Here is a 26,322-nt window from a genome sequence, read left to right as displayed (position 1 = left end):
GCCGGAAGGGCTCTGCTGCCTGCCGACCTGCTTCGGACAGGTCATCGGCGAACGTCCGGACCGGCACCCTCGCCCGAGGAGGGCACCGAGCCACCGCATCCGTGCGCTTGTCATGCGCACAGCACCACCGTGGGCGAACCCACGAGCAGGAGGGATTCACCGATGGAACGAAGCGCGACCAGTGGCGAACTGGCAAACATGATCAAGAATGTGATCAAGAGTTCTACAGCCGATTTCAAGCAACGCGAAAAAGCCGGCATCGCGCGTCGCGACACGGCGGTCCACCGGGAAGAGCGGCGCCGCACCACCTTCTCCGTGGAAGGCGCGTTGCGCCGACCGCCCCGGGAATTCACCGCCCTCGACGAGCACGGGGCGGAGCGCCTGCGCCGGCTGGAGGCGGGCCTCGCCGTCGTGCAGGAGGACTTCCCGGGGATGGAGACCGGCGTCGCCCTGTGCCGGCTCTCGTGCGCGTTACTGGAGGGCGCCTGGCACGAACGCGCCGCGGGCCCGCAGGCACCGGCCGACGACGGCGCGTGCAGCTGTGCCCTCTGCGCCCAGTTGCCCGAGCCGCTCCCCCGCGGGCTGGAGGACTACGACTGGCGCAGGAGCGACGGACGGCCGCTGAGGGTCAAGACCTGGCCCGAGCGGAGGGAACTCGACAGCGTGCTGACCGGCGGCTGGGTGTGGACCCGGAAGATGAACGACTCCGAACGGGACCTCGGCCTCCGCTTCCGGCACCAGGACGACATCCTGGTGCTCCACGAGTACAAGCGGGTCGAGGCGGCGATCGAGGTGTCCGAGAGCGCCCGGCGCGTGCGGCGGGGGCTCGCACGGGACCGCACGAGCAACGGGGCACGCGCTCTGCTGTGCGGGCTCTACGCCGCCCACAAGCGGTCGGTCGACGAGCACTGGCTCGACCGGCATGTGGCGGGCACGGTCGCGCTCCCCCAGCGCACGCCGCTCGACAAACCCTCCTACTCCCTGCTCCAGCTCATGGACTGCCTGTTCTGGCACGTCTCGCCGGACGAGGAGCTGTGGCAGGAGGAGCATCTGGCGGCGCTGGTCCTGTGCCGGGTGCTCAACGACATGACCGACGTACGCGCCGACGCGGTCACCGGCGAGGCCAGCAACTTCTGGCTGAGCTCCATGTCCACCCACGACAAGGCGCTGTACGGCGCCTGCGTCCTCGCACTCCTCAAGTACGGGTGCCTTCCGGAGTCCCACGAGCTGCGCTGGAACTCCTGGCTGATGAACACCACCGTCGTCTGGGAAGGGCTGACGGGCCGGCACGCCCTGTGGTTCGACGGGATCACCGACGGCCTTCCCGCACGGGAGGACTGTCTCCTGTGCGGCATCGAGCCGAACGCCTGCACCGGCCTGCTGACCGAGGGGGTGGCACTGGAGGTCGGCGACATCCCGCTGGTGGAGCACCTCGGTGCCGCGGCGGCCGCGCTCTCGGCGCGCTGCCGCCGGGAGCAGCCCGCGGTCTGGCGGCTCTTCGACCGTGAACTGGCCGCCTTCGAGGCGCTGCACGGGGAGTGGCGCGGCAACGTCGGTTCGGTCTGGGAGATCCTGCGCCGCACCTACGTCGCCGGGGTCCGGGCGTGTCTGGCCGGCGGCCGGGGTGCCCGCGCGGTCCAGACGGACTCCGGGGAGGTGGGTGCGGATCTGTTCCACACCCTGCACCGGCCGCCCGCCTGCAAGGAGGACACGGCCCTGCTCTCCTACATGTTCGGCTGCGCCCATCCGCACTTCCTGTGGAACGCCCAGGGCTACGCACCGTCCGCGGTCGCCGGCGACTGGCTGGACGGCTGAGCCCCGGCCTGCGGGCATCGGGCAACGCGCAGGCCGCGGTGCCGGTGGACGCGGGTGCCGCACCCGTCGCCGGTCCGGCGCCGCACCCGGCAGCCGCTACCCCGCGCCGGGCACCGCTCAGCACGATGCCCCGTCCTCCGGCCCAGGAGGGCGGGCGGGTCCGCACAGCGCGGCGGGGAGCGGAGCGGTGAGCCTGGAGTGGACGGTGCCGATACCGCCGTCCTCGAAGCCGAACTCGTGGCCGAGGCGGGAGCCTGCTGTGCGGGAACCATTCCACATCTCCACGCCCGCGGAATTCGCGGGCTCGATCCTTGTGAGATGTCCGCTCCGTCTCCGGAGAAAGCAGAGCGGAGAAGCAAGCCGAAAGACGTGGAACAGAGCAGGTTCGGAATCCCGAACTGCCCGGCACTGTTCCTCGGAAACGTTCCGGATCGGAGCTGCATCAGAGAACCGCAGCCGCACGGACCTGTCACCGTCTGACTCCTGACATGTGCGGGACGAGGCCGTGATCGGAAACCGTGCCCGGCCATCGCACCGGTCGAACTGGGAACAGGCTGCTGCGCTTCCGGGCGCAGCGCGCCCGGTCCGGAAACCTCCGATGCTCCCCGGGCCGAGGCAGTCGACGACCCGGTCTGCTGTCGCGGCGGAACCGAGCGGCGTGGTACAAGAATTCCCGATCCGGACCCAGCACCGAAGGAGCGACCGGACACATGGCGAGCCGCCCGCGGCACTCCCTTCGCCAGGCATTACGGCATCTGGCTGTCCTGCGGGAACGGAATTTCCGCATCTTCTTCATTGGTTACACCACCTCGATGCTCGGCACCGCCATGGCGACGGTCGCGCTCGCGTTCGCCGTCCTGGAGGCCACCGGCTCGCTCTCCGACCTCAGCTTCGTGATGGCGGCGCGCATCGTGCCGCTCGTCGCCCTCCTGCTGGGCGGAGGAGTCCTCGGCGACCGGCTGCCCCGCCGCCTGATCATGCTGTGCTCCGACTGGCTGCGCGCATTGACCCAGGGTGCGTTGGCAGTCCTGCTCCTGACCGGCTCGGTCCGGCTGTGGCAACTCCTCCTGCTGGCCGCGCTCGGCGGCGTCGGCGAAGCCTTCTTCAAGCCCTCCTTCGACGGACTGGTGCCGCACGTGGTCTCCCCCGCGCGGTTGCCGGACGCCAACACCATGATCGGTCTGGGCAACTCGGTGGCCGGCGTGGCGGGCCCCGCACTCGCGGGGATACTGGTGACGCTGGCCTCCCCCGCCACGGTGCTGATGGTGGACGCCGGAACCTACGCCCTGTGCGCCCTGTTCCTGATGCGGCTGCACGTCCCTCCGTCGCGGGCGGCGGTCGTCGGCACCGGCGTGCTGCGCGAGCTGCGCGACGGCTGGGGGGTGTTCACCGCGCACCGGTGGCTGTGGACGGTGACGCTGCAGTTCACCATGTTCAACTTCGTGGTCTGGGCGCCGTATCTGGTGCTCGGACCGGCCGCCGCGGACGAGAGCTACACCGGAGCCGGCTCGTGGGGCGCGATCGTGGCGGTCTACGGCCTCGGCTCCGTCCTCGGCGGGCTGCTCCTGCTCGGCCGGCGGCCCTCGCGACCGCTACTGGTCACCACCCTGGTCACGGTGCTGTGGGCGGCCCCCTCCGCCGCACTGGCCGCCGGGGCGCCGCTCGGCGTGGTGTGCGCCGGTGCGCTGTGCGCGGGGGTGGCCAACTCGGTCTTCAACGCCCTGTGGATGACGACCATTCAGCAGTACGTGCCGCGTGAGGCGCTCTCCCGGGTGATGTCGTACGTGTCGTTCGGTGCCTACTCCATCGGCCCGCTCGGCCTTGCACTGGCCGGACCACTGGCGGAGCGTACGAGCATCTCGACAGTGCTGGCCGTCGGGGTCTGCTGGCAGGTGGCCGCCAATGCCTTCGTCCTCTGCCTGCCGTCCGTGCGCGGAGTGCGGCTGATCAGCGCGACGGGTAGCGCACCGCCCGCAAAGCCCGCCCGGGAGCCCACGCCCCAGGGCGGCCCCCCGGCCTGAGCGTGCGCTTCCGGGCGGCCGGACGAAGTCCGCCTCCCCTCCCGCGGGGCCGCGCGACGTCCGCACGTATGTAGCCGGCACCGGGCAGTTCTTCGGCAAGCTTCTCACCGGCCCCGGTCGAGCTGCTCGAATTGACGACACGCATCCCGCTTTCCGTCAGACGGCGGGCCACGGCAGCGCCGATCCCGGAGGAAGAGCCGGTGACCGATGCGATTCGACGTTTCTTCTCCATCTGCTTCCGGTCTCCTCCGCCGCGCGCCGCATGGAATGTGCGCAGGACCCTGACAGGGCTCCGGGAAAAGGAAGGGTGGAATTGCGGCTACCTCGGGAACGCGACCGGGGCCGCTGCGGGCGCGGGAGCCGTCTCAGGAGGCGCGCCCAATGGTGCCCGGCCGCAGCCCCCGAGATACGGCGGCTCACCGGGAGGGGAACGGCTGCGCCCAGGGCTCGTCCTCCAGCAGCAGCCCGTTGGCCAGGCAGCTGATGGTCCGGTACCAGCCGATCAGCACGAGGAGTTCCAGCAGTTGCGCGTCCATGTAGTGGGCCCGCAGCGCGGTCCAGGCGGGGTCGGACAACCGTGCGGTCTCGTGCAGTTCGTCGACCGCGCCCATCAGCGCCGCCTGCCGGGGCGTGAAGACCGGATCGGTTGCCGCACCGGGGGCGGCGCTGGCACGCAACTGCTCGGGGCCGAGTCCGGCCTGCCGGGCGAGGGTCGCGGCGTGCACACCCCATTCGTAGGCGCAGTCCGCACGTGCCGTCACCCGCGCGATGACGAGCTCCCGGTCGACGGCGTGCAGTGAGCCGTGGCCGAGCAGACCGGCGCCCAGCGCGAACATCCGGGAGGCGAGCGCGGGGTTGCGGTGCAGCACCCGGAAGAGCGCGAGGGGCTCGTGCGGCACTCCCGGGGGCATCCAGCGATCCAGTGCCCCGGCGATGTCGGCGGGGTACGGAGGAGTGAGCGGTTCGATACGCGGCACAGCGCCTCCCTGCTTCGAATTTCGAACCACTATCCTGCTTCGACAGCCGAAGCACAAGGGAAGGGAGCCAGGAGTGGACACGGGAGCCGCAACACCCCGGCCCGGTACACCGGTCCGCGGATCCGCGTCGGGCCGCCCGATCATGGCCGCCCTCGATCTGCTCGGACGCCGCTGGACCATGCGGATCGTCTGGGAGCTCAGCCAGGGCCCGGCCGGATTCCGGGAGCTCCAGCGCCGGTGCGAGCGGATGTCCTCCAGCGTGCTGAGCACCCGGCTGGAGGAACTGGCCCAGGCCCGGCTGGTCACCCCGCGGGATGACGGATACCACTTGACACCGCTCGGCGAGGAACTCGTCGGCGCCCTCCGCCCGCTCGGCGACTGGAGCCGCCGGTGGGCGGCGGCAGGCGGCGCCTGAGGCGCGCGCACGGCAGGCGGGCCCCGCACGGCCGGGAGACCACGGTCGGTCACCCCGGCGTTCCCCGGCAGCCGCCACCGCGGGCGGCAGCAGCCCGCGGCGCAGCTCCCGGGGCGGTGACGGGCCGCCAGAAGGCGGGGCGGATCATGCAGTTGGATGGTCAGCAGGACGCCGGACGGTTCTTCCGGCATCCGGAGTTGCGCAGAGGGGCGGCGAAAGCTCATGAGGCTCTGTTTCCTGGTCGAGGAGCGGTACCGGGAGGACGGAATGCCGACGGCGGTCATCCGCCGGCTCAGGGCCTGGGGCCACTGTGTGGACGTGCTGCGGCCGGGCGTCTCGCTGATCCGGGTCTCGGAGGACATCCGGGCCGGCAGCCACGACGCCTGGGTCCTCAAGACCGTGCCGCACGGCCCCGGGCTGACGCTGCTGGAGGCCGCCGCCGCGGTGGGGCTCACCACGGTCAACGACGCGCGTGCGGTCCGCGGTGTCCGGGACAAGGCCCTCGCCGCGGCGGTGGGCCGCAGCCGCGGACTGCCGGTACCGGTCACCTACGCGGTGGCACGGCCGGAATCGCTGGGGGAGATCCCCGCTTCCGATTTCCCCCTGGTGGTCAAACCCGCCGACGGGAGCGCGGGCCGTGCCGTCCGGCTGGTGGCCTCGCCCGATCTGCTGCCGCCGCTGTGCGACGAGCTGGCCGGTGAGGGGCTGCTGATCGCCCAGCCGTATGTGCCCAACTCCGGTACGGACCTGAAGGTGTACTGCGTCGGCGGAGAGATGTTCGCCACCCAGCGCTGTTCACCGCTGCACCCCGAGCTGTCGGTAACCGAGCAGCAGGTGCCGCTGAGCGCGGAGGTGGCCGCTCTCGCCGCCGAGACGGGAAGCGTGTACGGACTCGACCTGTACGGCGTGGACGTGCTGCTCGGCCCCGAGGGCCCGGTCGTCGTCGACGTGAACGACTTCCCGAGTTTCCGGCAGGTGCCCGACGCGACGGCGCGGGTGGCGCGGGCGATCCTCGCCCTGGCGCACGAGGGGAGCGCCGGGCCCCCGCAGGCGGTGCTGCCGACGCCGCCCGGGGGGACGTTCGGCCCGGAACCGGCCGCTTCGCAGGTCGCCGCGGTCGGTGACCTGCGGTGAGGGTCGTCCTGATCACCCCGCGGCCCGACCATCCGCTGCTGGCCGCCGCCACGGCCCTGCTGCGTCCCGACCACCTGGTGGAGGTGATCGATCCGTCGGCTGCGGACGCCGCTCCGCAGCCGGCCGGGCCGGAACGCCCCCTCGCGGACGTCTGCCTGCTCAAGGCCCGCACCCCGCGGGCACTCGCCCTGGCCCACGCCCTGGAGCGGCACGGTGCGGTGGTGCTGAACTCCGCCGCGGCGACCGCGCGCTGCCAGGACCGGACGCGGATGGCGGAGCTCGCCCACCGGGCCGGATTGCCGTTCGCGCCGAGCCGGACGGTGGGCGCGCTGCGGGAGCTGGCCGCGCTGCAACCGAGGTACCCGGTGGTCGTCAAGAGCCGGTACAGCAGGCGCGGCGACCTCGTCGCCCGGGTCGACGACGCCCGGCAGATCCGGGCGCTGTGCGGCACATGGGGCTCCGAACCGGTCGTGGTGCAGCCGTTCGCGGCGAACGACGGCTGGGACCGCAAGCTCTGGGTGATCTCCGGGCGGCTCTTCGCCGGGCTGCGCCGCTCGGAACTGGCCGGGGACGACCCCGCGGGACCGGCGGGCCGCGAGCCGGCCGAGCCCCTCGCCCCCGGCGACGTGCCGCGCGCCTGGTACGACCTCGCGCTGCGGACGGGCGCGGCCTTCGGCCTGGAGGTGTACGGACTCGACCTCGTCGACGGCGACGGGGGCCCGCTGATCGTGGACATCAACGCGTTCCCCGGGATCCGCGGCCAGGCGGAGGCGCCGCGCGCGCTGGCCGACCTCGTCCTGCGCAGGGGTGCCGCCGCCCGGGACACCTCCGCGGCCGGGTGCCGCCCCGGGCGGTGAGCGGCGGCGCCGGGCGCGTACGGCGGCGCCCCCGCGGCCGGAGGCAGGAACACCGGCCGCGCGCTCAGACCAGCGGCGAGCAGCCGGGACACGCCACTTCCGGCCGGGCGTCGGCAGCCGCAGGGCGGCTCGCGGGACGGCTCGTCAGCCGGCGGCGTGCGCGCCGGACCCCGTGTGCAGGCGGTGGTGCAGAGCCCGCACCTCGTCGAGGAGTTCGGGCACCGGCCCCTCCACGACGGCGTCCGGCACCACCCGGGTGACCGGCAGGGCGGCGACCGGCGCGGCGGGGACGCCCCATGCGGCGAGCCACTCGGCCAGTTGCGCACCGGAGGCCACATAGACGATCCGCCCGAGGCCCACCCACCCGTGGGCGGCGGCGCACATGGCGCAGTGCTCGCCCGAGGTGTAGACGGTGGCCGCGGCCCGCTCCGCGGGGGTCAGGTGCTCCGCGGCCCAGCGGGCGAGGGCGAACTCGGGGTGCCGGGTGCGGTCGCCGGAGGCCACCTGATTGCGGCCCTCCCCCAGCACTGTGCCGTCTTCCCCGACCAGTACGGAACCGAAGGGCTCGTCGCCCGCCTCCAGTGCCTCCGCCGCGAGGGCCACGCAGCGCCGCAGGTGTGGAAGGTCGTCGTCGTTCGTCACGCGGCCACCTTAGCGATCTCCTCGGCCCGCGGAACCGCCCGGCGGGCCGGCCGGCGTACGCCCTGCCCGCCCGCGCCGCGGGGCAGGGCCGCCGTCGCGGGCCGGGCACGGCCGCGCGCGCAGGGCGCGGAGGCTACGGCGTCCCGGTCAGGCGCAGTCGGGTGCGCGACGAGGCCGAGGGAGGGAGGCGGTCGGTGATCCCGGCGAGCGAGGTCCCGGCCAGGCTGCGCCGCCACGCCTCGTGGGCCTCGGCCATCTTCTCGGCGAGGATGCAGGGGCTGCGGCACTCCTCGCCGGGCTGCCCAGCGAGCGGCTGTCGGCCCCGTTCGAGCAGGCGGATCCGCAGCGCGGCCACTGCGGAGCAGGGCGCCCGGTGCGGAGCGGTCGGCCGCTGGATTCCCGCCGATGTATTGACGGCCATTCACTCGACCCCCAGCATGAATACACCCATGCAGAACCGGCCGGGCGGCTGCGGGAAGAGCCGCCCTGACCGGTGGAGGAAAGGTGCGGCCGATGGCGGGAGTGGTGGAGCGGCGTTCGATCGACGTCGTCCCGGACGCGGAGCGACACGGCAGGGCATTCAGCCAGTTCACCCTCTGGCTGGGGGCCAATCTCCAGATCACCGCCGTGGTGACCGGCGCCCTCGCCGTCGTCTTCGGGGCACCGGCCTTCTGGGCGGTGGCCGGTCTGCTGCTGGGCAACCTGCTCGGCGGGGCGGTCATGGCGCTGCACTCCGCGCAGGGGCCGCGGCTGGGGCTGCCGCAGATGATCTCCAGCCGGGCCCAGTTCGGGGTACGGGGCGCGGTGGTGCCACTGGCCCTGGTCGTCGTGATGTACATCGGCTTCTTCGCCAGCGGAAGCGTGCTGGCGGGCCAGGCCGTCGGCGAGCTGACACACCTCGGCGAAACCCCGGGCATCGTGCTGTTCGCCACCGTCACCGCCGTGGCCGCAGCCGTCGGATACCGGATCATCCACGCGCTGGGCAGGGTGGCGAGCCTGGTGTGCGCCCTGGCCTTCGTCTTTCTCGGCGCCCGGCTGCTGGAGCGCGCGGACCTGTCCGGACTGCTGGCCGAGCGGGAGTTCTCCTTCCCCCTCTTCCTGCTGGCGGTCTCGCTCTCCGCCTCCTGGCAGCTGGCCTTCGGCCCGTACGTCGCCGACTACTCGCGCTATCTGCCGCGTTCGACCTCGGCACGCGCCACGTTCTGGTGGACGCTGGGCGGTTCGGTGCTCGGCTCCCAGTGGTCCATGACCTTCGGCGCCCTGGCCGCCGCGGCGGCCGGTCCGGCGTTCGTCGGGCACGAGGTGAGCTATGTCGTGGGACTGGGCGGCGCCGGACTCATGGCCTCGCTGCTCTACTTCGTCATCGCGCTGGGAAAGCTGACCATCAACGTCCTCAACACCTACGGCGGCTTCATGTCGATGGTGACCGGCGTCAGCGGCTTCCGGGGGCAGCGCGAGCTGGGCCCGCGGGCCCGGGCCGGATACATCGCCGTCATCATGGCCGCCGGCACAGCGGTGGCGCTGGTCGGGAAGGACAGCTTCCTGACCTCCTTCAAGGACTTCCTGCTCTTCCTGCTCACCGCGTTCACGCCGTGGTCGGCCATCAACCTGGTCGACTACTACCTGATCGCCAGGGAGCGCTACGACCTGCCGGCGCTCAGCGACCCGCACGGGCGGTACGGCGCGTGGCGCTGGAGGGCCCTCACCGTCTACGTCATCGGTCTCTGCGTGCAGTTCCCGTTCCTCGCCACGCACTTCTACACCGGACCGCTGGTGGATCCGCTCGGCGGCGCGGACATCTCCTGGCTGGTGGGGCTCGCCGTGCCCGCTGCCCTGTACTGGCTGCTGTGCCGCAACGACACGGCGCACATCCCGGAGCGGACCGTCCTGGCCCCGCCCGGCGACGGCGGCCCCGCGCCGGAGGCCGCGCCGCTGGCCGCACAGCCGCCCGGGTGAGGACCGCCGGGCCGGGACGCCGCCCCGGAGGACGTGCCCGGAGGCAGCCGGCCCGGAGCGCGTCCCGCGCTTCCCGGCAGCGCCCCGCGCCGCTGCGCGGCGGGCGGATCCGGTGGTCAGCCGGGGGGCGAAGGGTTCGGATTGCGGATCGTCCGCCGGAGCGGAGCATGGGGAGGGGGCGGGCGGTGCCGGCTGTGCGCGCCCCGTCCCGGCCCGCGGGGGGATCCGGCAGCCCAGGAGAGGAACACTCCATGCCCGTGCTCACCACACGCGACGACGTCGAGATCTTCTACAAGGACTGGGGACAGGGACGGCCGGTGGTCTTCATCCACGGCTGGCCACTGGCCGGGGACGCCTGGCAGGACCAGCTCAAGGCGGTGGCGGACGCGGGCTACCGCGGTATCGCGCACGACCGCCGCGGCCACGGGCACTCCACCCCGGTGTGGGACGGATACGACTTCGACACCTTCGCCGACGACCTCGACGACCTGGTCACCGGCCTGGACCTGCGCGAGGTCACGCTCGTGGCGCACTCGATGGGCGGCGGCGAACTGGCCCGCTACATCGGCCGGCACGGCACCTCCCGGATCCGCTCGGCGGTCCTGCTCTCGGCCATCCCGCCGGTGATGATCAAGTCGGCGGACAACCCGGAAGGCGTGCCCGACGAGGTCTTCCAGCAGATCAAGAACGGCATCCTCACCGAGCGCTCGCAGTTCTGGAAGGACACCTCCGAACAGTTCTTCTCCGCCGACCGGCCGGGCACCAGGGCCACGCAGGGCAACCGGGACGCCTTCTGGTACATGGCGATGGCGGAGACGATCGAGGGCGGCGTGCGGTGTGTGGACGCGTTCGCCTACACCGACTTCACCGAGGACCTGAAGCGGTTCGACGTACCGACTCTCGTCGTCCACGGCGACGACGACCAGGTGGTCCCGATCGACGCCACCGGCCGCAAGTCCGCGAAGATCGTGCCGGACGCGGAACTGAAGGTGTACGAAGGCGGCAGCCACGGCCTGGCGCTGGTACCGGGCCACAAGGAGAAGTTCACCGCGGACCTGCTCGACTTCCTCCAGCGCTGAGCGCGGACCTGCTCGACCTCCTCCGACGCCGAGCAGCGGGACCCGCCGGCCGGGTCCGTGGTTGCCGCCCCGGTTTCCCGCCGGGGCGGCAGCCGCGTTCCGAGGGGCCGCCCGGGGCCGTGAGCCGTCTCACCGCGCGGCGTCGGGCCCGCCGAATCCGGGGCTGTCGAACCCGGGGGACGAGAAGCGGGGACCGGCGCCCCGCAACCCGGCCCCTTCGGATCCGGCGGGGGCGCCGGGTCCCGCGGCGTCGAGCAGGCGGTGGTGGAGGTAGGGCAGCACGGCCCGCTCCAGCAGCGCCGCGCGCCAGGCCGCACGTGCCGCTTCCTCGGCGGCGGACCGGCGGGCCGGCCCGGAGCGCCTGCGTGCCGTGACGGCGAGGCGGCCGAGGCCCAGCGAAGCCGTCACGGCCGCGACTCCCGCTCCGGCCCAGCCCGTGACCACCAGCGAGGCACCCGCGGCCTGTTGCACACCGGCGAACATCAGGAGATAGCCGAGCACGAGGAAGATCAGCGCTGCCGCGCCCGCGGTCAGCGGGACGAGGACGGCGAGCGCGGCCACCAGGTCGCCGCCCGGCCCGGCGGCGCGGGGGGCCGCGTCCGACGCCGCTTCGGGCGAGCTGCCCACCGCCCGGGCCCGGCGCCATTCCCGGTGCTCGGCCGCCGCCTGCGCCCAGAGGTCCTCCACGGCCTCGTGGGCCCAGCCCCGCAGCCGCTCCGCGGCCGCCGGGGGCGCACCGCGCAGCGCCTCGCCGAGCGCTCCGGACCGCAGGGCCTCCTCGACCACCCGCGCGTACTCGGCCCGTTCCTCGGGTCCGATGGGGGAACCCGTCTTTCCCGCGATCGGCGGCGCTCCCATTACTCTTCCTCTCGAAGTACCGACGGTGACCACGAAAATCTACAGACGTGTAGAAGATACTGGGTGAGCGGCACCACGGCCACACCGCCGCCCGGAGGGCGGATCCGTGCGGCAACTCCCCCGCAGGGCCCGCGGGGAGCAGCGGAAGGAGCGACACGTTGGTCGGCACAGACGGCATCGACGGCACCGACGGCACGGCGCGGGAGCCGGGGCGCCGGCGCGGGCAGGGCGAACTGGAGGCCGTCGTCCTGGAGGCCCTGCACGGCGCCGGCGAACCGGTCACCGCCGCCTGGGTGCGGGAGCGGCTGGGCGGCGACCTGGCGTACACCACGGTGGTCACCATCCTCACCCGGCTCCTGGCCAAACAGGCGGTCACCCGGCGGAAGTCCGGCCGCTCGTTCCTGTGGTCCCCGGCGGCCGACCCGGCGGGACTGGCGGCCAACCGCATGCGGCAGGTGCTGGACGGGCAGAGCGACCGCGGAACCGTACTGACCCGCTTCGTCTCCGGGCTGTCCGACGACGACGAGCGGCTGCTGCGCCGCCTGCTGCGCCGCACCACCGGCGACGGCACCCGCGCCCGCGGCGCGGAACCCGAAGGCGAGTGACCCGTGGGGTTCTTCGTCCTGCTCCCGCTGGTGCTGCCGGTGACCTCCTGGCCCGCGGCCCGGCTCGCCGAGCGGCATCTGCACCCCCGCGCGGCGACGCGGCTGCTCACCGGACTCGGTGTACTGCTGGCGCTGTCCAGCACCGTCTGCCTGGGGCTGCTGGTCGTGGTGGGAACGGCCCAGCTTCCGGGGAACCCGCTGCCCGACGCCTGGTCCGACCCCGAGGTGCGGGCCGCGGTCCCCTACGACGAGGCGCTGGGCCAGGTGTCGATCCCCGCGCTCGGGCTGCTGCTCGCGGCCGGCACGGCCATTTTGGTACGGCACGGACGCACCAGGCGGCGCGCGAGGCGTGCGCTGCGGGGGCTGCGCCGCTCGCCCGTCGCGGTCCTCCCGGACAGCGCCCCCTACGCCTTCGCGCTGCCGGGCGGACGCGGCAGCCGGGCGCGCATCGTCGTCTCCACCGGGATGCTGGAGGCGCTGGAGCCGGCCGAGCGGCGCGCCCTCTTCGCCCACGAGCGCGCGCACCTGACGGCCCGCCACTCCCGGATCCTGCTGCTGGCCGAACTCGCGGCGGCCGCCCACCCCTTCCTCCGCCCGCTGCGCACGGCCGTCGCCTTCGGCGTGGAGCGCTGGGCGGACGAGGAGGCCGCACAGGAGGTCGGCGACCGGGTGCTGACCGCCCGTGCCGTCGGCAAGGCCGGTCTCCTCGCCCGGCGCAGCCCCGCCCCGACGGTGCCCGCCGCCGCGGGCGGCGGACCGGTGCCCAGGCGGGTACGGGCACTGCTGGCCCCCGCGCCGGCCGCCGGGCTGCTGCCCCCGCGCGGGACGGCCGCCGGACTCGTCGCCGGGCTGGCCGCCTGGTTCGCCGCCGCCGGAGCCGCCACCTCCGCCCTCTCCTCGGCGAACGCCGCCATCGCGCTGGCCGTCATCCTGCACGCGGCCACTCCGCTGTGAACGACGGGCGGCAACCGCCGACGGCCCGCGGCGCGGGCGCGGCCGCAACCGGCCACCGCAGACCACGGGCTCCGCGACCGGCGCCGCCCCGGATCAGCCCGCGACCGCGCCCCCGCCGGCGGCGCGCTTCTCCGCGGGGGCCCTGGGCCGGACCTGCGCGACCAGGTGCTCGGCGAGGGTGTCCAGGACGGCGGCGGCCTCCTGCCCGCCGCCCAGCACCAGGTAGTTGAGCGTGAGCCCGTCGATCACCGAGGTCAGATAGCGCACCAGGGGCTCGGCCGGAACCCGGAGCACGAGATCGAGTTCCCGGCACAGGTGGTCGATGAGCTGCCGGTTGGCGGCGGCGTACTGCTCGTACTGGCGCTCGGCCAGGTACTCGAAGCCGGGCCGGCGCAGCGCGTACTGGGTCAACTCGTAGGTGAGCATGTGCTCGGCGGGGTGGGCGCGCACATGGTCCCAGTACGTGCGCAGCGCGGCGCCGACACTCTCGCGCAGGTCGCGGCCCGGCCGGAGGTGCTCGGCGACCGGCGTCACCGAGTGCGCGGTGATGGTGTGCATGACGTCCTCGACCAGCGCCTGCTTGGAGTCGAAGCAGTAGTGGAAGACGCTGAGCGAGACCCCGGCCTCCGCGCAGATGGACCGTGTGGTCGCCTTCGCGACGCCGTCCCGGGTCATCACCCGGATCGCCGCCTCCACCAGCTGCCTGCGCCGCTCCGCCGACGGCAACCGTCCCATGGTCCCCTCCTCCTGAGGCCGGGTCCGGACCCGTGGAGCCTCTCGTCCGGATCGTGCCGGGCCCGCGTTCCCGGCACGCCCGGGCGCGGCTGCCGCCGCCCCGGGAGTGCTCCGCCGGGGCTGCCGCGCCGTGCGGGTCCGCGCACCGTACCCCGCTCCCCCGCCCGGGGCGCGCTCGCGGCCGCCGGCGCCGTGCACGGCACGGCCCCGCCCGGCGACGGGTTCCGGCGGCATCCGCACCGCGGTGAAGACTCTGTGGACCCGATGTGAAGGGGCGGGGCGCAGGGGCGGCGAAGCGGCGCGGGCATGCCGGATTTGACGTGCTCGCGACGGATTTGCGTGGCGCGGGAGCGGACAGAGCACGACGTGAGGATCCGTCAGACCCCGCTCCGGTTCAAGCGTCCGGGACGATTGACCTGATATTCCGGCGGCTGCATCCTTCCGGTCACGGGACGCGGGCGGCCCGGCCGCGGCCGGCCCCGTCGAGCAGCGATCGCCTGAGGGGGCGTCAGATGCGAAAACGGTGGACCGGTCTGGTCACGGCAGCGTGTCTGGTGGTGACCGCGGCGCCCTCGCTCGCGGTCGCCGCTCCGGCTGCCCCGGCACCGCACGAGCGGACCGCCGCGGCGTCCGGGGAGGTGACCGACTACTGCCGGGGGCAGTGCCACGACATCCTGCCGCCGGGCGAGAACGGCTCGGCCACCGCGGCCCAGATCATCCTGAACAAGATCACCGGCGCCAAACCGAAGCACACCGACGACCAGTTGGGCCCCTACGCCGATCTGGTGGACGAGTACGCCGGACTGACCAACGGAAAGCTCAGCACCTTCTTCAACGACGCCTCCTTCGGCGTCCCCGACGGCCAGGTCGAGAGCCGGAAGCGGCCGGGCGGCCGCGACGACGTCACCATCACCCGCGACAAGTCCGGGATCCCGCACATCAAGGGGACGACCAGGTTCGGCACGGAGTACGGCGCCGGATACGCGGCGGGCCAGGACCGGCTGTGGATGATGGACGTCTTCCGGCACATCGGCCGCGGCGAGCTGACCTCCTTCGCCGGCGGCGCCGAGGGCAACCGGCAGCTGGAGCAGCAGTTCTACCTGGGCGGCGCGTACCGGGAGAGCGAACTGGCGGCGCAGGTGGACCGGGTGCGCGACTCAGGACCCCGGGGCGAGCAGGCGTACAAGGACGTCACCGCCTACCTCAAGGGGCTCAACCGGTACATCAGCGACGCGAAGAAGGGGCTGTACTTCCCCGGGGAGTACGACCTGACCGGCAACGCCGACATCTTCACCGGCGACGGGATCGCACCGTTCGAGGCGACCGACCTGGTCGCCATCGGCACCGTGATCAGCGCGCTGTTCGGCTCGGGGGGCGGCAACCAGGTCGCCGCCGCACTGGTCAAACAGGCGGCCGAGCACAAGTACGGGAAGGAGGAGGGGGAGAAGGTCTACCGGGCTTTCCGGATGCAGGACGACCCCGAGGCCGACCTCACCCTCCACGACGGCCAGCGGTTCGACTATGCGGCCTCTCCGGAGAACCCCCGCGCGGTGGCCATGCCCGACCCGGGTTCGGTGAGCAGGCAGCAGGTGGTCTACGACCCCACCGGCTCGGCCGCCGACGGACAGGCGGCGAAGCGGAAGTCGGACACGGGCGCAGTGGGCACCGGCGCGGCGGCCGAGTCGGCGCGGGAGCGGTCGGCCACCTCCGACGCCAACCTCCGGCGCAAGCCGGAGCTCGCCCAGGCCAAGGGCGCACTCTCGGACGGCGTGCTGCCGAAGGACCTCTTCGCCCGCAAGCACGGCATGTCGAACGCCCTGGTGGTGTCCGGCAAGCACACCGACACCGGCAACCCGGTGGCCGTGTTCGGCCCGCAGACCGGCTACTTCGCGCCCCAGCTGCTGATGCTCCAGGAGATCCAGGGTCCCGGGCTCAGCGCCCGCGGCGCGGCCTTCGCCGGGCTCAACCTGTACGTGCAGCTCGGCCGGGGACAGGACTACGCCTGGAGCGCCACCTCGGCGAACCAGAACATGACCGACACCTACGCCGTGGACCTGTGCAACACCGACGGCAGCCCGGCGACGAAGGACTCCGACGGATACCTGTTCCACGGCACCTGCACTCCGATGGAGAAGCTGGTCCGCAAGAACGCCTGGAGCCCGACCGTCGCCGACGGCACCAAGGCCGGCTCCTACAAACTGGTGGCGCACCGGACGGCCTACGGAGTGGTCCGCTACCGCGCCACGATCGACGGCGACCCCGTCGCCTACACCACACTGCGCTCCACCTACCGGCACGAGGTGGAGACGCTGATCGGCTTCCAGATGTTCAACGACCCGGAGGCGGTGACCGGCCCCGAGAGTTTCCAGGAGGCCGCGTCCAGGATCGGCTACACGTTCAACTGGTTCTACGCCGATGCCCGGCACACCGCCTACTACAACTCCGGCCTCAACCCGACCCGCAGCCCGGGCGTGGACCCCAACCTGCCCATCAGGGCCGGTGCGAGCACCGAGTGGCGGGACTGGGACCCGGAGACCAACACCGTGCCCAACACGCCGGACGCGGAGCATCCGCAGGACATCGACCAGGACTACTACGAGTCCTGGAACAACAAGATCGCCAAGGGGTACACGGTGGCGGGTTTCGGCGACGGTCCCGTCTACCGGAGCAATCTGCTCGACCGCCGGATCAAGTCCCTGATCAGCGACGGCGGGAAGGTCTCGCGGGCCTCGCTGACCCGCGCCATGGAGGACGCCGCGGTCACCGATCTGCGCGGCGAGGCGGTGCTCCCCGAACTGCTGAAGGTCATCGGGACCGGGAAGGTCACCGACCCGGAACTGAAGGAGGCCGTCGACGGCCTGCGCGGCTGGCTGGAGGACGGGGCGCAGCGCAAGGAGACCGGGCCGGGCACCCGCACCTACGCGCACGCCGACGCGATCCGGACGATGGACGCCTGGTGGCCGCTGCTGGTGGAGGACGAGTTCCGCCCCGGCCTGGGGCCGGATCTCTACGGCGCTCTGACGGACGCCCTGCAGATCGACGAGACGCCCTCCACCCCGGGCGACGGGGTGGCGCACAAGGGCTCGTCCTTCCAGCACGGCTGGTGGTCCTATGTGCACAAGGACCTGCGCAAGGTGCTCGGCGAACAGGTGCCGGGGGCGGCGCCGAAGACGTTCTGCGGCGCGGGCGACGTGGCGCAGTGCCGGCACGTCCTGCTGAGCACCCTGGAGGAGGCCGCGCGCACCCCGGCGAAGAGCACGTATCCGGGTGACGACGTGTGCGAGGCGGGCGACCAGTGGTGCGCCGACTCCATCCAGCAGCGCCCCCTGGGGGGCATCACCGACGACCTGACCAACTGGCAGAACCGCCCGACCTACCAGCAGGTGGTGCAGTTCCCGGCCCACCGGTGAGGTGACCGGGAGGCGGAGGCGAGGGGGTACCGGCCGGGCCGGTGCCCCCTCGCCGGTGTGCCCGCCCGGCGGCACGGTCACTCGATGACGAGTTCGACCGGGATGTTGCCCCGGGTGGCGTCGGAGTAGGGGCAGACCTGGTGCGCCTGCTCGACCAGCGCGCGGCCCGTCTCGCGGTCGAGACCGTCGGGGAGCTCGACCCGGAGCGTGACGGCGAGCGCGAAGCCCTCGCCCTGCTTCCCGATGGTGACCTCGCCGGTGACGGCGGCCTCGGAGACGTCGGCCTTCGCCTGGCGGCCGACGACGCCGAGGGCGCTGGCGAAGCACGCGGCGTATCCGGCGGCGAAGAGCTGCTCGGGGTTGGTGCCCTGGCCGTCGCCGCCCATCTCCCGCGGCGGGGCGAGCTGGAGGTCCAGCCGGCCGTCCGAGGCGACGGCACGCCCCTCCCGGCCGTGTGTGGCGGTGGCGACTGCGGTGTAGAGCGCGTCCATGGAAAGACCATCCCTCTCGACGATGTACCGCGGTGCGGCCGCTCCGGCCGCCCGCGAGCACAATAGAAGCACACAATTAAATTGTGCACAACCAAACTCCTCGGGCCGGTAGGCTGGGGTCATGAACCAGGTGCCGACACCCCCGGACGCGGTGGAGGAGGACTTCCTCCGGCTGGACCGCCAGCTCTGCTTCTCCCTCAACGCCGCGTCCCGCGCGTTCGGCAGCGTCTACCGGGTCCTGCTCAAGGAACTCGGCCTCACCTATCCGCAGTACCTGGTGATGCTCGCGCTCTGGGAGCACGGCGAGATCTCGGTGCGGGACCTGGGCGCGCGTCTGCGGCTCGACTCCGGCACCCTCTCCCCTCTCCTCAAGCGACTGGAGGCGGCCGGACTCGTCCGGCGCGAGCGCTCCGCACAGGACGAGCGCTCGGTCCGGGTACACCTCACCGAGGACGGCGGGCAGCTGCGCGAGCGCGCCCTGCGCGTCCCGCGCCGGATCGCCGCGGCAGCGGGCTTCGACGCGGCGGAAGCAGCCGAGCTGCGCACCCGCCTCGACCGGCTCACCCGGGCCCTGGACGCGGCCGCCGAGGACGAGGCGGCCCTGCTGGAGGACGCGTCCGGCGCCCGCCCGGCGGCAGGCCGAGGCCGCACCCCGGCTGGCCGGAGCCGTCCGCGCTCGGCATCATGAGTACATGATCTTCATCGCCGTACGCTTCACCGTCCGCCCCGAGTACACCGAGGAGTGGCTCTCGCTGGTGGGCCCCTTCACCGAGGCCACCCGCGCCGAGCCGGGCAACCTCTTCTTCGACTGGTCCCGCGACGTCGCGGAGCCCCGCCGGTTCACCCTGCTGGAAGCCTTCGCCGACGACGCGGCCGCAGCCGCGCACGTCGGGTCCGACCACTTCGCGGCCGGGCTGGAGACGATGTCCGCGGCGATCTCCCGGACGCCCGAGATCATCAATGTGACCGTTCCCGACCAGCAGGGCTGGGGCGCCATGGCGGAACTGGCACCCAGGGCGTGACGCGCCGTCGCCCGGCCCCGCGGGGGCCGGGACGGTGGACACGGGCCGGTGCGGCGCGCGGGACCGCCGACGGCACGGCGGGGGTGGGGCCCGCCGGATCAGTGGTGGAAGCCGGTCGCCTTCCGCTCGTCGCGCTCCAAGGGACCCGGCTGCCCTCGCAGCTCGGGCAGGGACCGGTCCAGCGAGTCGAGCAGCAGGTCCGCCAGGTCGGCGGTGAAACCGTTGCGGCAGACCACGCGCAGCACCGAGAGATCCTGCCGGTTCGCCGGGAAGGTGTAGGCCGGCACCAGCCAGCCGTGCTCGCGCAGCCGGCGGGAGACGTCGAAGACGTTGTAGGCGGTGACACCGGATGCCGTGGTGAAGGCGAACACCGGCAGCTGGTCGCCCCGGGTGAGCATCCGGAAGTCGCCGAGCGCGGCGATCCGCTCGGCCAGGCTGCGGGCCACGTCCCGGGCGGCCTGCTGCACCGCGCGGAAGCCGGTCCGGCCCAGCCGGAGGAAGGTGTAGTACTGCGCCGCGACCTGCGCGCCGGGCCGCGAGAAGTTCAGCGCGAACGTGGGCATCTCGCCCCCGAGGTAGTTGACCCGGAAGACCAGTTCCTCGGGAAGGCTCTCCGCGTCGCGCCACAGCGCCCAGCCCACCCCGGGGTACACCAGGCCGTACTTGTGCCCCGAGGTGTTGATGGAGGCCACCCGCTCCAGCCGGAAATCCCACACCAGGCCGGGGTCGAGAAACGGCGCGACCATGGCACCGGACGCCCCGTCGACGTGCACGGGCACGTCGAGCCCGGTCCGCTCCTGCAGCGTGTCCAGCTCCGCGCAGAGATCCTCCACGGGTTCGTAGGAGCCGTCGAAGGTGGAGCCCAGGATGCCCACGACCCCGATGGTGTTCTCGTCGCAGAGTTCGGCGGCGCGCTGCGGGTCGAGGTGGAAGCGCTCCCCCTCCATGGGCACCACCCGCGGCTCCACCTCCCAGAAGTTGCAGAACTTCTCCCAGCACACCTGCACGTTCACACCCATGACGAGGTTGGGCCGGGCACCGGTGCGGAACCGGTCGGCGTTGCGCCGGGTCCAGCGGCGCTTGAGGGCCAGCCCCGCCAGCATGCAGGCCTCGCTGGACCCGGTCGTGGAGCAGCCCACCGCACGCTGCGGGTCCGGCGCGTGCCACAGGTCGGCGAGCATCGCCACGCAGCGGCGCTCCAGTTCGGCCGTGCGCGGGTACTCATCCTTGTCGATCATGTTCTTGGCGCTGCACTCGGCCATCAGCGCCTCGGCCCGCGGCTCCATCCAGGTGGTGACGAAGGTCGCCAGGTTCAGCCGGGCGTTGCCGTCCAGCATCAGCTCGTCGCGCACCAGTTCGTAGGTGGTCTCGGACGGCATCGGCCCGTCGGGCAGCCGGTCCACCGGGGGCACCGTCTCCATCGTCTCGGCGGGGTCGGCCACCGCGTGGAACGGATTGACCGACAGCGTCCCGCGCCGCGGGTCGGCACGGCGATCCGCACCATGGTGGACAGCCACAGGACTCCCTTCGCCGGACGCCGGTGGAGTGGAGGGGAAGGCGGACCGGCCGGGTTCGCCTGCCAGTCCGTATTCGAGCGCATGCGGAGGCCCGATTTCCAGCACGCCGGGCGTGTCGGGGCCGGAAAGGTCCGAGTGGTCGAGGAGGTCCGGCCGGCACGGCCCAGCACGCGCCCCGCGCCGGCCGGGGTCTGCCGCACGTCCCGGGCACGGGGGCAGCCGTCCTCAGGGGGCCCCGTCCCCGCGCTCCTTCTCCTGTTCCAGCAGCGCGTCCAGATCGCGGAGCCGCTCCAGTCCGCGGACCGGCTGCGCCATCCGCGCGTTGTGCGCGAACGCCTCCCGGTGCCGGTGCAGGAAGGACCAGTACCCGGCGGTGTAGGGGCAGGCGCGGTCGCCCACCCGCACGTCGGGCCGGTAGGCGCAGCCCGCGCACAGATCACTCATCCGGTTCACATAGGCGCCGCCCGAGGTGTAGGGCTTGGTGGTCATCCGGCCGCCGTCCGCGTACTGCGACATTCCCACGACGTTGGGCAGCATGACCCAGTCGTAGCCGTCGACGAAGCTGCGGTGGAACCAGTCGGTGACCGCGGCCGGGTCCCAGCCGCGCTGGAGCGCGTAGGAGCCCAGCACCATCAGCCGGGGGATGTGGTGGGTCCAGCCGGTGTCGCGGACCTGGGCCAGCACCGTGTGCAGGCAGCGGGCCTCGACGGCGTCCGCGTCCAGCGCGGCGAACCACTCGGGCAGCGGGGCCCGGTGCCGCAGCCGGTTGGCACGCCGGTAGCCCTCGCCGAAGTACCAGTACAGCTGCCAGACGTACTCGCGCCAGCCGCAGATCTGCCGGACGAACCCCTCCACGCTGTTGAGCGGGGCCTCCCCGGCCCGGTAGGCCCGCTCGGCCCTCTCCAGCACCTCCCAGGGGTCCAGCAGCCCGAGGTTGAGCGAGGAGGACAGCAGGCTGTGGCTGAGCACCGGATCGGCCGCGAGCATGGCGTCCTCGTACGGCCCGAAGGTGGGCAGCCGGTCCGCGAGGAAGCGGCGCAGCGCGGCGAGCGCCTCGCGGCGGGTGGCGGGGAAGCGGCGCGGCCCGTCGCGGCCGACGAAACGGACCTCCCCCGTGCGCTCCCAGGTGTCGAGGTCGTGGCGCACCTCGTCATCGATCTCGTCCTCGCGGGGCCGGTAGGGCGCCGGCACCGGAAGCGTCGCACGGTCCCCGGGCGGGGGTTCGCGGTTGTCGCTGTCCAGGTTCCAGCGGCCGCCCAGCGGCTGGTCGCCGTCCATCAGCAGATCGTGGTCGCGGCGGACCCACCGGTAGAAGCCCTCCTGCCGCAGCCGGGCGCCCGCATGCCCGTCCGCCCAGGTGCGGAAGGCTTCCTGGTCGACCAGGAAGCCGCGCGCCGGCAGGAGCGCGACCTGCGGCAGGCTCTGCACCAGCCCGAGGGCGGCGCGCGAGGTGGGGTGGTGGACCGTGGCGCTCCGGCCGCCCAGGGCGGTCCGCAGTCCCTCGCGGTAGGTTTCGGCGCGCACATAGGTGACCCGGTCGCCGAGTTCGGCGGCGCGGTGGCGCATCGCGGACAGCAGCAGGTGCGCCTTGGCCCGGTGGAAGGACCGGCGGCGGAACACCGCCCGCGACTCGATCATGACCAGTGGCGCGTTCCCGGCGGGGCCGTCCGGGCCGGGGGTGAGGAAGTGCGGGCCGAGCTGGTCGCCGAAGAGCCAGTGGGCGCGGGGAGAGGTGGGCACGGGGAATCAGCTCCGGTTCACTTGCCGCGCGCACGCAGGAAGCGGCCGGAAGCCGCCGCGAGGTCGGCGATCCGCTCGGGGTAGTCCAGAGCCGCCCGCTGCCGATCGTCCAGTTTCCACGGCTCGTGGACCGTACGGCCGGCCAGCTGCGCCAGTTCCGGTACCCAGCGGCGGACGTAGTCGCCCTGCGGGTCGTACTTCTTGGCCTGGGTGATCGGGTTGAGGACGCGGTTGGGTCGGGTGTCGGTGCCGGTGCCGGCCACCCACTGCCAGTTCATCTGGTTGTTGGCCATGTCCCCGTCCACCAGCAGATCGAGGAAGTGCCGGGCTCCGACGCGCCAGTCGATGTACAGGGTCTTGGTGAGGAAGCTGCCGACCAGCAGGCGGCCCCGGTTGTGCATCCAGCCCTCGTGGCGGAGTTGGCGCAGGGCGGCGTCGATCACCGGGAACCCGGTGGCGCCCTGCTTCCAGGCGGCGACCTCCTCCGGTGCCTCCTCCTCGGTGCGCCAGCGGTCCTGGTGCGAGCGGTACTCGGCGTGCCCGGACCGCGGCCGGGCGCAGAGCACCTGGTGGTGGAAGTCCCGCCAGGCGAGCTGACGCACGAACGCGTCGGCGCCGGCGCCGCCCTTCTCGCGGGACCTGGCGACGAGTTCGACGGGCGAGAGGGTGCCGAAATGCAGGTGCGGGGACAGTCGCGAGGTGGCGTCTCCGGCCAGGTCGTCGTGCCGCTCCTCGTAGGAGTCCATGCCGGAGCGGCGCCAGTCGGTGAACCGCTTGCGGCCCGCGGTCTCGCCGCCCGCCGGGACGCCGGGCGAGACCTCCCGCACCGCCGCCCTGGCCGGGATCTCCTCCCCGCGGACGTCCTCGATCCCGGGGACGCGCCGGGGCGCGCCCAGGACGTCACGCTGGTGGTCCTTCTCCCAGCGCCGGAAGTACGGGGTGAAGACCGCCATGTGGTCCTTCCCGGCGGGGGTGATCTCCCCCGGAGCCACCGCCGTGACCACCCGGTCGTGCACCCGCAGCCTCCGGCCCGCCGACTCCAGGGCCGCGGCCAGCCGCTCCTCCCGCCGGCCGGCGTAGGCGCTGACGTCGGCGGACATGTGGACCTCGGCGGCACCGGCCTGGTGCGCGACCCGGCACACCTGCTCGACGACGTCCCCGCTGCGCACCACGAGGCGGGAGCCCCGCTCCCGCAACTGCCGGTCGAGGTCGGCCAGGCAGTCCGCGAGGAACGCGCGCCGGTTGGGCACGGCGTACCCGGCGGCGCTGATGGCGTCGTCCCGGACGAAGAGCGGGACCACCGCGTCGCCGGCGGCGAGGGCTTCCCGCAGCGGCGGGTTGTCGCGCAGACGGAGGTCGCGGGTGAAGAGTACGACGGAGACGGCCATGTACTGCTCCTGTGTCGGTGGTGGGGCCGGGTCTCCGCGGGGCGCCGGCCGCCTCCCGGCCGGCGCCCCGCGGAGGCCCGGCGGCCCAGCATCTCGCGCCACCGGTCGCGCTGTTGACAGGCGGCCCGCGTGTCGGCTCGTCGTCCCCGGCACCCGGCACCCGGGCGGGGCCGACGGCGCGCACGCCGCCGGGCGCCCCGCCCGGCGGGCCGGCTACACGACGGCGCCCGAGTCGTTCCCGGCGCGCCGCCGTTCCGGCACCGACCGCCGCGGTTCCGGCCGCCACCGCTCCAGCACCGCGGCCAGCGGTGCGGCCGTGAGCGCCGTGGACACCATTCCGAGCACCACGCCGGCCAGCAGCGCCACCGAGAAGTCGGTCAGCGAGTCACCGCCCAGCAGCGCCAGCGCGACGAGGATGAACAGCGCCCCCATACCGGTGTTCACGGTGCGCGGCAGGGTGCGCAGCACGGCGGCGTCGGCCAGGTCGGGCAGCGGCCGGGAGCGGTCGGCGCGGCGCATGGAGCGGAGCCGGTCGAGGACGACCACGGTGTCGTTGACCGAGTATCCGACGACGGTCAGCAGCGCGGCGAGGAAGACGCTGTCGACCGGTTTGCCGAGCCAGGCGAACAGGCCGACGACCAGCAGCACGTCCTGCACCATCGCGGCGACCGCGGCGGTGGCCAGCGTCCAGCGGAACCTGACGCTCAGATACAGCAGTTGGGCGCCGACGGCGAGGGCCAGCGCCAGCAGCGCCTTGTCCCGCAGCTCGGCGCCGAGGCTGGGGCCGACCGTCTCGTCCCGCTCGACCGTGATCCGGCCGCCGACCTCGCGCAGTTCCTGCTGAATGCGCGCGCTGCCGCCCTCGCCGAGCGCTTCGGTGCGCACCGAGACCCCGCCGTCGCCCGCCTCCCGCACCACGGCGCGCGGGAAGCCGGCGTCGGCCACGGCCTGCCGTGCGGTGTCGGCGCCGACGGGCCGGCCGGTGCTGTACTCGATCAGGCGGCCCCCGGTGAACTCCACGCCGAACTCGAGGCCGCGCAGTCCGATCCCGGCGAGGGCCGCCAGGACCAGTCCGCCCATCACGCTCAGCCACAGGCCGGGGCGGCGCGCCAGCCGCGGCTTGCGCGAGGCCAGCCAGCCGCGCAGCCGCGAGCGGCCCGCCAGACCGGTGATCCCGGGGTGCCGCCGCACGCCGCGGCGCCGCACGGCCCACTCGGCGAGCACCCGTGTGACGACCATCGCGGAGACCATCGAGGCCAGCACGCCCAGCGAGAGCGTCACGCCGAATCCCTTGACCGGCCCGGTCGCGAACACGAACAGCAGCCCGGCGGCGAGCAGTGTGGTGACGTTGGAGTCGATGACGGCGCTGTACGCCTGCCGGAAACCGATCCGCAGCGCCCGCGGCAGATCCCGTCCGGAGCGGCCCTTGTCCGGCCGCGTGGCGGGGCGGCCGTAGTCCTCCCGGGCGCGTTCGAAGACCAGGACGTTGGCGTCGACCGCCATGCCGATGGCGAGGACGAATCCGGCCAGTCCCGGCAGCGTCAGCGTGGCTCCGAGAGCGACGAGTGCCGCGTAGGAGAGCAGGCCGTACACCACGAGGGCGAGGGTGGCCAGCCCGCCCAGCAGGCGGTAGACGAGGGTGAGGAACAGACCCGTGCACATCAGCCCGACGACCGCTGCCTGAGCGCTCGCCCGGATGGCGTCGGCGCCCAGCGTGGGACCCACCGTCCGCTGCTCGACCACCTCGACGGGTACGGGCAGCGCGCCGCCCTTGACGAGGGCCGCCAGGTCCTTGGCCTCCTCGTCGTCGAAGCCGCCGGTGATCTGCGTGGAGCCGCCGGTGATCCCGGTGCGGCAGGGGACGCTGTGCTGGATGTGCGGTGCGGAGACCACGCGGTCGTCCAGCACGATGGCCACCCGGCGCTGCGGGGCGTCCGGAGCCCGGCAGGCGGCCCGACCGGTCAGCTCCGCCCACCGGCCGGAGGCACCGTCGCGGAAGTCGACGGTCACGTTCCAGCCGCTGCCCTGCTCGGTGTCGAACCGCGCCGCGGCGTCCCGCACGCCCTCGCCGGTCAGCGCCGCCGGCCCCAGCCGGAGGAAGGCGCCCGCGGCGTCCGGGTCGCGCAGGGTCCTGGCGCCGCCGGGATCCTGCCCGCTGCGTTCCTCGGCGGGCGCGCGCCGGTCGGTGACCTGCTCGACCGGGTGGAAGGTGAGCTGGGCGGTACGGCCGATCACCTCGGCGGCCTCCCGGGGGTCCTGCACCCCGGGCAGTTCCACGACGATCCGGTTCTCCCCCGCCCGGGACAGCGAGGGCTCGGCGACGCCCAGCGCGTCGACGCGCTTGCGGAGGACCTCCAGCGCACGGTCGGTGGCGGCCCCGTCGGCGCGCACGCCGGGACCGTCCCGCGTCTGGAGGACGAGATGGGTGCCGCCCTTGAGGTCCAGCCCCAGCCGGGGCGGGGCGCTCAGGGCGAAGAAGAGCGAGACTCCTACGGCGACGCAGGCCAGCAGCGCGCGCCACAGCGGCGCGCGGGACCGGCGCTGGGCACCGGCGGCAGAGGTACGGCGGGGCGTACGGGACACGACCACTCCAGGCTGAAGAGGTACCGCGCGCTGCGCGGTACGCGGGGCAGTCGGCCGCCCGCTCGCACCCCGGGAGCCGCCTCGGGGACGACCACGGTGGAACGCGCCGCTGGGCGCCCGGGG

23 protein-coding genes are annotated in these 26,322 nt (G+C 73.5%); 12 read left to right on the top strand and 11 right to left on the bottom strand.

Annotation, left to right across the window (positions count from 1 at the left end; all coding sequences use genetic code 11):
* The first annotated feature begins 162 nt into the window (after positions 1-162).
* Together A949_RS0130025 and A949_RS0130020 are read left to right on the top strand one after the other, a co-directional pair.
* A complete protein-coding gene (locus tag A949_RS0130025) occupies positions 163-1,815 on the top strand; it encodes a hypothetical protein (protein ID WP_237735943.1) in 1,653 nt (550 codons plus the stop codon).
* 710 nt (positions 1,816-2,525) lie between these two features.
* Positions 2,526-3,836, top strand: coding sequence for an MFS transporter (locus tag A949_RS0130020; RefSeq protein ID WP_051019697.1), 1,311 nt, complete (start codon positions 2,526-2,528; stop codon positions 3,834-3,836).
* On the opposite strand, the gene A949_RS36970 is transcribed toward A949_RS0130020, so the two are convergent.
* The gene (locus A949_RS36970; protein ID WP_078565575.1) at positions 3,763-4,068 is read right to left on the bottom strand and encodes an SDR family NAD(P)-dependent oxidoreductase; all 306 of its coding nucleotides are present in this window, start codon (positions 4,066-4,068) and stop codon (positions 3,763-3,765) included. The genes A949_RS0130020 and A949_RS36970 overlap by 74 nt on opposite strands.
* 184 nt (positions 4,069-4,252) lie before the next feature.
* Positions 4,253-4,813, bottom strand: coding sequence for a carboxymuconolactone decarboxylase family protein (locus tag A949_RS0130015; protein ID WP_019359764.1), 561 nt, complete (start codon positions 4,811-4,813; stop codon positions 4,253-4,255).
* A gap of 142 nt (positions 4,814-4,955) precedes the next feature.
* Between A949_RS0130015 and A949_RS0130010 the strand changes: the two genes are divergently transcribed.
* From A949_RS0130010 to A949_RS0130000, 3 genes are all read left to right on the top strand, one after another.
* On the top strand, positions 4,956-5,228 hold the full coding sequence (locus A949_RS0130010; protein ID WP_019359763.1) for a winged helix-turn-helix transcriptional regulator: 273 nt from the start codon (positions 4,956-4,958) through the stop codon (positions 5,226-5,228).
* Between the two features lie 222 nt (positions 5,229-5,450).
* Positions 5,451-6,362: an ATP-grasp domain-containing protein gene (locus tag A949_RS0130005; protein ID WP_019359762.1), complete on the top strand. Its 912-nt coding sequence runs from the start codon at positions 5,451-5,453 to the stop codon at positions 6,360-6,362.
* Positions 6,359-7,219: an ATP-grasp domain-containing protein gene (locus A949_RS0130000; protein ID WP_019359761.1), complete on the top strand. Its 861-nt coding sequence runs from the start codon at positions 6,359-6,361 to the stop codon at positions 7,217-7,219. Before A949_RS0130005 ends, A949_RS0130000 begins: the two co-directional genes overlap by 4 nt.
* Before the next feature lie 144 nt (positions 7,220-7,363).
* Here the strand turns inward: A949_RS0130000 and A949_RS0129995 are convergent, their stop codons facing one another.
* Positions 7,364-7,861: a nucleoside deaminase gene (locus tag A949_RS0129995; protein ID WP_019359760.1), complete on the bottom strand. Its 498-nt coding sequence runs from the start codon at positions 7,859-7,861 to the stop codon at positions 7,364-7,366.
* A gap of 133 nt (positions 7,862-7,994) precedes the next feature.
* Positions 7,995-8,282, bottom strand: a complete 288-nt coding sequence (locus A949_RS0129990; RefSeq protein ID WP_158687655.1) for a hypothetical protein — start codon at positions 8,280-8,282, stop codon at positions 7,995-7,997.
* Positions 8,283-8,374: 92 nt separating this feature from the next.
* Here A949_RS0129990 and A949_RS0129985 point away from each other — a divergent pair, with 92 nt between their 5' ends.
* Positions 8,375-9,817 (top strand): purine-cytosine permease family protein, encoded by a 1,443-nt coding sequence (locus A949_RS0129985; protein WP_019359758.1) that lies wholly within the window; start codon positions 8,375-8,377, stop codon positions 9,815-9,817.
* Positions 9,818-10,068: 251 nt separating this feature from the next.
* The gene (locus tag A949_RS0129980; protein ID WP_019359757.1) at positions 10,069-10,896 is read left to right on the top strand and encodes an alpha/beta fold hydrolase; all 828 of its coding nucleotides are present in this window, start codon (positions 10,069-10,071) and stop codon (positions 10,894-10,896) included.
* A 129-nt stretch (positions 10,897-11,025) separates the two neighbouring features.
* Here the strand turns inward: A949_RS0129980 and A949_RS0129975 are convergent, their stop codons facing one another.
* Positions 11,026-11,754, bottom strand: coding sequence for a hypothetical protein (locus tag A949_RS0129975; protein ID WP_019359756.1), 729 nt, complete (start codon positions 11,752-11,754; stop codon positions 11,026-11,028).
* A gap of 158 nt (positions 11,755-11,912) precedes the next feature.
* On the opposite strand from A949_RS0129975, the gene A949_RS0129970 reads away from it, so the two are divergent.
* Positions 11,913-12,359 carry a BlaI/MecI/CopY family transcriptional regulator gene (locus A949_RS0129970; RefSeq protein WP_019359755.1) on the top strand — a complete coding sequence of 149 codons (447 nt, stop codon included), beginning with the start codon at positions 11,913-11,915 and terminating at the stop codon, positions 12,357-12,359.
* 3 nt (positions 12,360-12,362) lie between these two features.
* Positions 12,363-13,313 carry a M56 family metallopeptidase gene (locus A949_RS0129965; protein ID WP_019359754.1) on the top strand — a complete coding sequence of 317 codons (951 nt, stop codon included), beginning with the start codon at positions 12,363-12,365 and terminating at the stop codon, positions 13,311-13,313.
* 93 nt (positions 13,314-13,406) lie between these two features.
* Here A949_RS0129965 and A949_RS0129960 read toward each other — a convergent pair whose 3' ends face one another.
* Entirely contained in the window at positions 13,407-14,048 is a 642-nt protein-coding gene (locus tag A949_RS0129960; RefSeq protein ID WP_019359753.1) for a TetR/AcrR family transcriptional regulator, read from the bottom strand.
* A gap of 512 nt (positions 14,049-14,560) precedes the next feature.
* On the opposite strand from A949_RS0129960, the gene A949_RS0129955 reads away from it, so the two are divergent.
* Positions 14,561-17,458: a penicillin acylase family protein gene (locus tag A949_RS0129955; protein WP_051019695.1), complete on the top strand. Its 2,898-nt coding sequence runs from the start codon at positions 14,561-14,563 to the stop codon at positions 17,456-17,458.
* Between the two features lie 77 nt (positions 17,459-17,535).
* Here the strand turns inward: A949_RS0129955 and A949_RS0129950 are convergent, their stop codons facing one another.
* Positions 17,536-17,949 carry an organic hydroperoxide resistance protein gene (locus A949_RS0129950; RefSeq protein WP_019359751.1) on the bottom strand — a complete coding sequence of 138 codons (414 nt, stop codon included), beginning with the start codon at positions 17,947-17,949 and terminating at the stop codon, positions 17,536-17,538.
* Between the two features lie 121 nt (positions 17,950-18,070).
* On the opposite strand from A949_RS0129950, the gene A949_RS0129945 reads away from it, so the two are divergent.
* Entirely contained in the window at positions 18,071-18,637 is a 567-nt protein-coding gene (locus A949_RS0129945; protein WP_019359750.1) for a MarR family winged helix-turn-helix transcriptional regulator, read from the top strand.
* 4 nt (positions 18,638-18,641) lie between these two features.
* Positions 18,642-18,971, top strand: coding sequence for a putative quinol monooxygenase (locus A949_RS0129940; RefSeq protein WP_019359749.1), 330 nt, complete (start codon positions 18,642-18,644; stop codon positions 18,969-18,971).
* Positions 18,972-19,069: 98 nt separating this feature from the next.
* On the opposite strand, the gene A949_RS0129935 is transcribed toward A949_RS0129940, so the two are convergent.
* From A949_RS0129935 to secD, 4 genes are all read right to left on the bottom strand, one after another.
* On the bottom strand, positions 19,070-20,488 hold the full coding sequence (locus tag A949_RS0129935) for a glutamate decarboxylase (RefSeq protein ID WP_019359748.1): 1,419 nt from the start codon (positions 20,486-20,488) through the stop codon (positions 19,070-19,072).
* 225 nt (positions 20,489-20,713) lie between these two features.
* Positions 20,714-22,228 carry a cryptochrome/photolyase family protein gene (locus A949_RS0129930; RefSeq protein WP_019359747.1) on the bottom strand — a complete coding sequence of 505 codons (1,515 nt, stop codon included), beginning with the start codon at positions 22,226-22,228 and terminating at the stop codon, positions 20,714-20,716.
* A gap of 17 nt (positions 22,229-22,245) precedes the next feature.
* Entirely contained in the window at positions 22,246-23,616 is a 1,371-nt protein-coding gene (locus tag A949_RS0129925; protein ID WP_019359746.1) for a cryptochrome/photolyase family protein, read from the bottom strand.
* A 213-nt stretch (positions 23,617-23,829) separates the two neighbouring features.
* Complete coding sequence (secD, locus tag A949_RS0129920; RefSeq protein ID WP_019359745.1) at positions 23,830-26,199, bottom strand: protein translocase subunit SecD; 2,370 nt, start codon at positions 26,197-26,199, stop codon at positions 23,830-23,832.
* Positions 26,200-26,322 lie beyond the last annotated feature (123 nt).

Origin of the sequence: Streptomyces sp. AA1529 (assembly GCF_000280905.1) — a bacterium.
Classification (GTDB): domain Bacteria; phylum Actinomycetota; class Actinomycetes; order Streptomycetales; family Streptomycetaceae; genus Streptomyces.
This window is presented reverse-complemented; position numbering and strand designations above follow the sequence as displayed.